Consider the following 6,420-nt stretch of genomic DNA (forward strand, 5'->3'; position numbering starts at 1 on the left):
GTATATAATCAACCAAGAAATCGCCCAGCTGATGAAATAATTACCCTATACCTTCAGTGATCTCTTCCAATATATCAAAAGCACATTCAGCCATTTTGTTTCCTTTATTGTCCAACAAGGGATTAACCTCTACCACTTCAAAACACACCACCTTTTGAGCACTTATAATTTTATTCAAGATCGTAATAATCTCCCGTTCATCAAAGCCTTTAGCTACCGGCGTTCCCGTTCCGTAGGAGATCAAATCACAATCCATACTGTCTACATCAAAAGATATATAGATCAGATCGCAAGCAGAAAGTTTCTCCAGCGCCTCTTCCACGCACTCGTTTAATCCTCTGAAACGCACTTCCTCAACCTTATAGTTCTTAATACCCAGATGCTGCATCTGAATATCCTCTGCCGATTCAGTATCTCTAACGCCGAAGTAAATCAAATGATCTGGTTTCAGTTTCGGTTCCCCGGTACCTATTGTTTTTAAATTCTCCCATAAAACCAAGGTCTCCCCTGCAACATCATTGACCTGACAATTCAAATTATCATTGCCCAGAGCAGCAGCCAAAGGCATACCATGTATATTTCCAGACGGAGAGGTGTATGGCGAATGCAGATCCGCATGCGCATCTATCCAAACCACGCCAAGCGTACTGTCCGGGTAGGCAGCTTTGATTCCACTGATGGTACCTAGAGCAGAAGAATGATCTCCGGAAAATACGATTGGAAACTCCCCTTCAGCTAAAGTACGCTCTACCGTTTGGGCAACCCGGGTACATTGCTGCACCACATGCTCAATTCTTTTGGCAAAGGAATTCCTGTCTTTATTATAAATCGTTTCATTATGCGTCTCCACATCAACAAAAGGAAAATTATTAAAATACTCACTGCCTTTATTAATAGCTGCAATTTCAATCGCATCTATCCCCATGTCAGATCCACGCGTACCAGCGCCAATATCAGACCGGTTTTTAATAAGCCGAATTCTTTTCTTCATTACGCAAAATCCAACAGAACTTCCTCAATGATCAGCAAACATTCCTTGATTTGTTCCGCCGTAATCACCAAAGGCGGCGCCAAACGGATTTTGTTACCCTGCGTAGGTTTAGCCAGCAAACCTTTCTCTTTAAATTTAACGCAGATATCCCAGGCCAGATCAGACTCTTCCGTGCAATTGATCACAATGGCATTCAGCAAACCTTTGCCCCTAACCAGTTCAATAACACCGGTTCTTTTGGCAATACCCTCAAGCCCTTTACGAAACAGTTCACCAAGTATCTGAGCATTTTCAGCCAGTTCTTCATCAATAACAACCTGCAAAGCCTCCAGCGCCACAGCACATGCCAGGGGGTTTCCTCCATAAGTAGAACCATGTTCGCCCGGTTTTATCGTCAGCATCACCTCATCATTGGCCAAAACCGCCGATACAGGCAAAACCCCACCAGAAATTGCTTTACCTAATATTAAAACATCAGGTTTACTATCTTCATCATCACCATGTATATCGTAGGAAGCCAGCATACTGCCTGTGCGGGCAATCCCGGTTTGAATCTCATCCGCGATGAACAACACATTATAGGCTTTACAAAGCGCTTTGATACGAGCCAGATAATCACCATCCGGAACAACCACACCAGCTTCCCCTTGAATAGGCTCCACAATGAAACCCGCTATGTTTTTATCGGCCTTTAAAAGCGTTTCAAAAGCATCCGCATCATTATAAGGAACATGCACTATCCCCCCTACAAAAGGCCCAAAATCTTTTGTCGCACTCTCGTCGTCAGAAGCCGAAATAACCGAGATTGTCCTGCCATGAAAATTTCCCCTGGCAAAAACTATTTTGGCCTGATTGGCAGGAATACCCTTCACCTGGTACGCCCATTTCCGGCACAATTTCATTGCACTCTCTACAGCTTCTACCCCCGAGTTCATAATCAGCGCCTTATCAAAACCGAACAGCTTACAAATAAACTCCTCAAAAGCACCCAGTTGATCGTTATAAAAAGCACGGGAAGTCAGCGTTAATTTTTCCGACTGACGCATCAATGCATTTATAATTCTTGGGTGACAGTGCCCTTGATTAACGGCAGAATAGGCCGAAAGAAAATCATAATATTTTTCACCTTCCACATCCCATAAAAAAACACCTTCCCCTCTTTCCAGTACTACAGGTAAAGGATGATAGTTATGCGCACCATATCTGTTTTCTTTTTCTATTAGCTCTTCGCTTTTAGTTAAATTCGCTGAAAATCTCATTGCTGTTTGTTATTTGGTTGTCGCGAAGATAATAATATTTATTATTTTTAAGCACAAAAAATAAAATTTGACTTTTAAAACCAATAAAAAAACATATTTAACTTAAAATACCGTTAGTAAGAAAAAACATAATCTAAATAAAGAATGGATCACCTAGATGAATTTGATATTCAAATTTTAAAACAACTTGAACAAGATGGACGAATGGCCTATTCCGCTATCGCAAGCGCACTCGGCATATCGAACACCATGGTCCATCAAAGAATCTCCAGATTAACAGAACAAGGCATATTAACCGGCATCAAGCCGGTTTTAAATGAGAAAAAAATCGGTTATGACTGGGGAGCCTTTACAGGCATTACGCTCGAAAAAGACCACGATTCAAACCGTATCATTGAAGAATTAAAGAAAATATCTGAGGTAACAGAGTGTTATTACATTACAGGCACCTACACCCTTTACTTAAAAATTATCGCCAAAAACCATGAACACATGAGACAGGTGCTCTACGAAAAAATAGATAATATACCAGGTATTGCTAAAACAGATTCCATTATTGAACTCGGCTGCGCATTTAGAAGGAACATTATTTTGTAATCCTACACGTTGCCATTATCCATTGAAATCCAAACCCTGCCTTTAGCCGGGTTTGGAAATTATAAAAAATTCATATCATTTAATATATCATCTCATAAAAATAATTCTAATATACTATCAATATTTTAAGGCGTTAAATCCCAGATACGCAGTTGTACTCACCATTTCCCTTCCAGCACTCACAAAGTGCATCCATCCATGAACAGCATCCCCCGCAAAATTCCCAGGCATCGTTAAACTCACCACTCTTGCAGACCTGTCAGCTATATCTTCAAACACCACATACTCCTCCTTATCCGGATTATAAAAAATAAAATTAGCCCGATCACTATCCCCGCAGAAAAGAGAAGGCGATGCATTCTCCCATTTGATGACCAACCGGCCTCCAGCCATTGGTTTAATTTCCCGAACCCTCGAAACCAGCAACTCCCCCCTGCTGAAAATAGCCTGCGAATAATCTATTTCAAATGCAGCATCAGCGCCGCTTAAAGCATTCTTTAAGTGATAAGACACACAAGCATTCATCGGCGTCATTACATGATTAAAACTCTGATAACCAACATTAATCACATCCGCCAAAGGCCTCAGCCAGCCACTAACAATCGCCATCTTTAACCGTTGGTTCATTTGCGCCAAAGTTGGCGGTTTCTTTGAAGGCACAGGAAGGCTCCTGATATAATCCACTCCCCTATTACTCGCGCCAATTACATTTCCCACCTTTCCGGAAAATGGACCATTTATCCCGTTTTTATATATTGCCATTTTTACTTGTCTAAAGATTTATAGCTTTAACCAAAAAGGCGTTGGCAGGTCTACACCACGCCAACGCCTTACACAAACTACAACACCGCAGTCGTTCCTACATACACACTATCAGACACCTCCTTGCGGTTCACACCCACAAAACTCATCCATGCATGCACATCATCACCAATCCATTCCGCAGGCACATCTAACGTAAAAGTCAACGCACTACGAGCCGCAACATCTTCTGCCGCCACAAACTGCTCCTTGCCCGGATTATACAACAACAAAGTCGCCATATCCGTTGCAGCAGTAGAACTACCCGTAGCAGGCGCATTGTTCAACCACTCAAACTTGATCTTAGTCGGCGTAACAGATTCAACCCCAGGAGCCGAAGGCCTCAGCAAACGCCCCTTACTAAACACCACCTTCGGAAAATTGATGTTCAAGTTCGGATAAACACCCGTAATCGCCTTATCAATATGAAAAGCAACTGCCGCATTCATAGGCGTCTGCTTACCCTTATAAGATTGATAACCAAGCTTAATCAGATCATTGATCGACCTTAAAAAACCAACCACCACTTTCATTTTTAAACGCGGTATCAACTGCGCCTCCGTAGCCGGTTTACCAGACTTACGCGGCAAACTCCGCATATAATCTACACCCCTCCAAACAGCGCCAATCACGTTCCCAATTTTTCCACTAAATCCTCCAAGGATTCCTTTTAAAAACTTTCCCATTTTCTAGAAATTTTAAATGTTAAATACTCATGTTAATTCATAAACTCCCCAACTCAGCCGCGGCGCCACGGCGATTTCAAAAGCCTACGAAACAAAAGTATATCAGCCACTTACAACATCCTAGAACAGCAGGCATAGACAGGCATCGACAGTCAAAAACGATCAAAAGCAGGCATAGAAACCCACGTGTTTTTGCTCATACAAACCAGTTTCACCAGTATGAACCAGACCACCAATCCATGCAAATTCAAAATAAAACCCGTGTAATTTCAAAATAAAAGTCATGTATTTTCAAAATAGAATACGTGTAATTTCAAAATTGCTCTTGTCTAACACCCCATCTAGTCATCAAAAACACTTAATTTATAAGGTGATGACAACCAAAAACGAACTAAACATTAACAAAAAAGAAAATAAAAATCTCACTGTTAGTAATTTAATTACCCATTAAACAATAAAATACTTTATTTTGAATTAAAATAAGTAAATTTGAATATAGGAATCATGAAAAGTATTATTATGCCAGTGGATAAAAAAACAGTAAATAACAGTTCAAAAAAAATGACTCCAGCTGAAGTTAAGAAAGCAAACGACGATTTCTTTAACAAAAAAGCCCAGGAAGCTCAGGCTTTCCTTGATAGAGTCGGTTTTAGCGGCCTACCAGGTTTCCCACTTAAAGAACAAAAATAAAAACGGCCGGATATACTCCGGCCGTCTCTATTGCAACTGCTCCAAAACCAATCCCAAGGTCAAACCTGTATACCTGCAAAACTCCTCCACAGTAACCAGATCCTTACGGCCCTTATTCAGCTCCGCCTTAATGGCCGCAATGAGCTTCTGCGCAGCAGTTCTACCCTTCCCCGTCAACACCTGTACGTCCTTTGTATACACAAACAACCTAGCCATAACACTCACTCCTTTCTATACACCCTAAACATCCTGGCACAACCAGCCATCAGGGTCAAATCCCGCACCGCTTTCCTAAAATCATTCCCACTCCCCACCCAGCTAAACACCCTAACCATCAACCCAGAAGCCTTCCCATCAGGCTTCCACAAACACAAAGACAACACCTCCAGATCAAAACCACACTCAAAAACCAGCTGCACACCCCGGTCATCAACCAGCTCATAATAACACTCCTGCATCCCACCAGCATCAACCCCCTTAGCCAACAACTCCATCTCCGCCACAAACTCCAGCGCCCTAACCAAGCGGTTCACCCTAAAAAGTATCCCGTCCTTCTTAAAAACCAGGCAAGCCCGGTTCCCCCTCATCAAATAAATGTTCAATCGTAAATGGTTATTCATTAATATTTAAGTTTAAAATTGATTAAAAAATAAAAACCCGCAGAACAGAGCATTACTGCCCGCTGCGGGTTATCTATACCCAGCTAATACACCAACCAGGTCTGCACCCAGGAAAAATATGTTTTCATGATCAAGCCTCAGAGCCTGTAAGGCTCAGCGCGATCAGAAAACATATTTTTCACAACAAGAGAGGTTATTGCTTACTCACTACCCCAGGCCCGTAAGCCACTTCAGCATCACTCGTAAAATGTTGGTCATTAATGTAATCCTGCAACGTAGGATACACCGAAGAATCAAAAACAACCTTACAAGGCACCGAACCCGCAGCCCCACAACTCGGCGTAGAACCCGTAGCCAAGGTCCAGTTGGAAGCATTTCTCGCACCAGTAGACGTACCCAAATTGTACGTGTAAGCAATTAAACCCGCCTTTTGAACAGACGCCGATTTTGTAAAAGCAAAAGCCGCGGTCAACCCGCCAGCACACAGCACGACCATTAAAGCCGCCTTAAACGATTTTTTCATGTTAATGAATTTTAAAGTAAAAAAATAGATGATTTATATATTCAACCCACGTTACGTACCGCAGAGAATATTCAGGAAGAAACAAGCGGGTACCAGCAAAACTGGCACCCGCGGGTATTAACCGACAACACCAAAGCCAGGGCTAACCAAGCCAAGAACGGCAGCAGTGTTTACTTTAATTCGAAATATAAATGGGTAACCGAGATGCGTAATATTCATAACAGAGTGCTTTAATTTTGATATATCCAAAGAT

Annotated in this window: 9 protein-coding genes; 2 read left to right on the plus strand and 7 right to left on the minus strand. The window is 41.9% G+C overall.

The annotated features are described in order from the left end of the window. Nucleotides 1–40: 40 nt before the first annotated feature. Both rocF and rocD read right to left on the minus strand, forming a co-directional pair. The gene (gene rocF, locus VNZ46_RS10895; RefSeq protein WP_325560190.1) at nt 41–991 is read right to left on the minus strand and encodes an arginase; all 951 of its coding nucleotides are present in this window, start codon (nt 989–991) and stop codon (nt 41–43) included. After that, entirely contained in the window at nt 991–2,250 is a 1,260-nt protein-coding gene (rocD, locus tag VNZ46_RS10900; RefSeq protein WP_325560191.1) for an ornithine--oxo-acid transaminase, read from the minus strand. The genes rocF and rocD overlap by 1 nt, the downstream gene beginning before the upstream one ends. 144 nt (nt 2,251–2,394) lie before the next feature. Between rocD and VNZ46_RS10905 the strand changes: the two genes are divergently transcribed. Next, the gene (locus tag VNZ46_RS10905; protein ID WP_325560192.1) at nt 2,395–2,847 is read left to right on the plus strand and encodes an Lrp/AsnC family transcriptional regulator; all 453 of its coding nucleotides are present in this window, start codon (nt 2,395–2,397) and stop codon (nt 2,845–2,847) included. Nucleotides 2,848–2,964: 117 nt separating this feature from the next. On the opposite strand, the gene VNZ46_RS10910 is transcribed toward VNZ46_RS10905, so the two are convergent. Together VNZ46_RS10910 and VNZ46_RS10915 are read right to left on the minus strand one after the other, a co-directional pair. After that, nucleotides 2,965–3,609 carry a DUF6266 family protein gene (locus VNZ46_RS10910; RefSeq protein WP_325560193.1) on the minus strand — a complete coding sequence of 215 codons (645 nt, stop codon included), beginning with the start codon at nt 3,607–3,609 and terminating at the stop codon, nt 2,965–2,967. A 77-nt stretch (nt 3,610–3,686) separates the two neighbouring features. Beyond that, the gene (locus VNZ46_RS10915) at nt 3,687–4,334 is read right to left on the minus strand and encodes a DUF6266 family protein (RefSeq protein WP_325560194.1); all 648 of its coding nucleotides are present in this window, start codon (nt 4,332–4,334) and stop codon (nt 3,687–3,689) included. Nucleotides 4,335–4,838: 504 nt separating this feature from the next. On the opposite strand from VNZ46_RS10915, the gene VNZ46_RS10920 reads away from it, so the two are divergent. Further along, nucleotides 4,839–5,024, plus strand: coding sequence for a hypothetical protein (locus VNZ46_RS10920; RefSeq protein WP_325560195.1), 186 nt, complete (start codon nt 4,839–4,841; stop codon nt 5,022–5,024). 27 nt (nt 5,025–5,051) lie between these two features. On the opposite strand, the gene VNZ46_RS10925 is transcribed toward VNZ46_RS10920, so the two are convergent. The 3 genes from VNZ46_RS10925 to VNZ46_RS10935 all read right to left on the minus strand — a co-directional run bounded on the left by VNZ46_RS10925 (nt 5,052) and on the right by VNZ46_RS10935 (nt 6,167). Further along, nucleotides 5,052–5,240 carry a hypothetical protein gene (locus VNZ46_RS10925; RefSeq protein ID WP_108553909.1) on the minus strand — a complete coding sequence of 63 codons (189 nt, stop codon included), beginning with the start codon at nt 5,238–5,240 and terminating at the stop codon, nt 5,052–5,054. A gap of 5 nt (nt 5,241–5,245) precedes the next feature. Beyond that, nucleotides 5,246–5,644: a hypothetical protein gene (locus VNZ46_RS10930; protein ID WP_325560196.1), complete on the minus strand. Its 399-nt coding sequence runs from the start codon at nt 5,642–5,644 to the stop codon at nt 5,246–5,248. Between the two features lie 193 nt (nt 5,645–5,837). Continuing rightward, entirely contained in the window at nt 5,838–6,167 is a 330-nt protein-coding gene (locus VNZ46_RS10935; protein ID WP_325560197.1) for a hypothetical protein, read from the minus strand. Between the last annotated feature and the right edge of the window lie 253 nt (nt 6,168–6,420).

It is taken from the genome of Pedobacter sp., from assembly GCF_035566355.1.
Classification (GTDB): Bacteria; Bacteroidota; Bacteroidia; order Sphingobacteriales; family Sphingobacteriaceae; genus Pedobacter.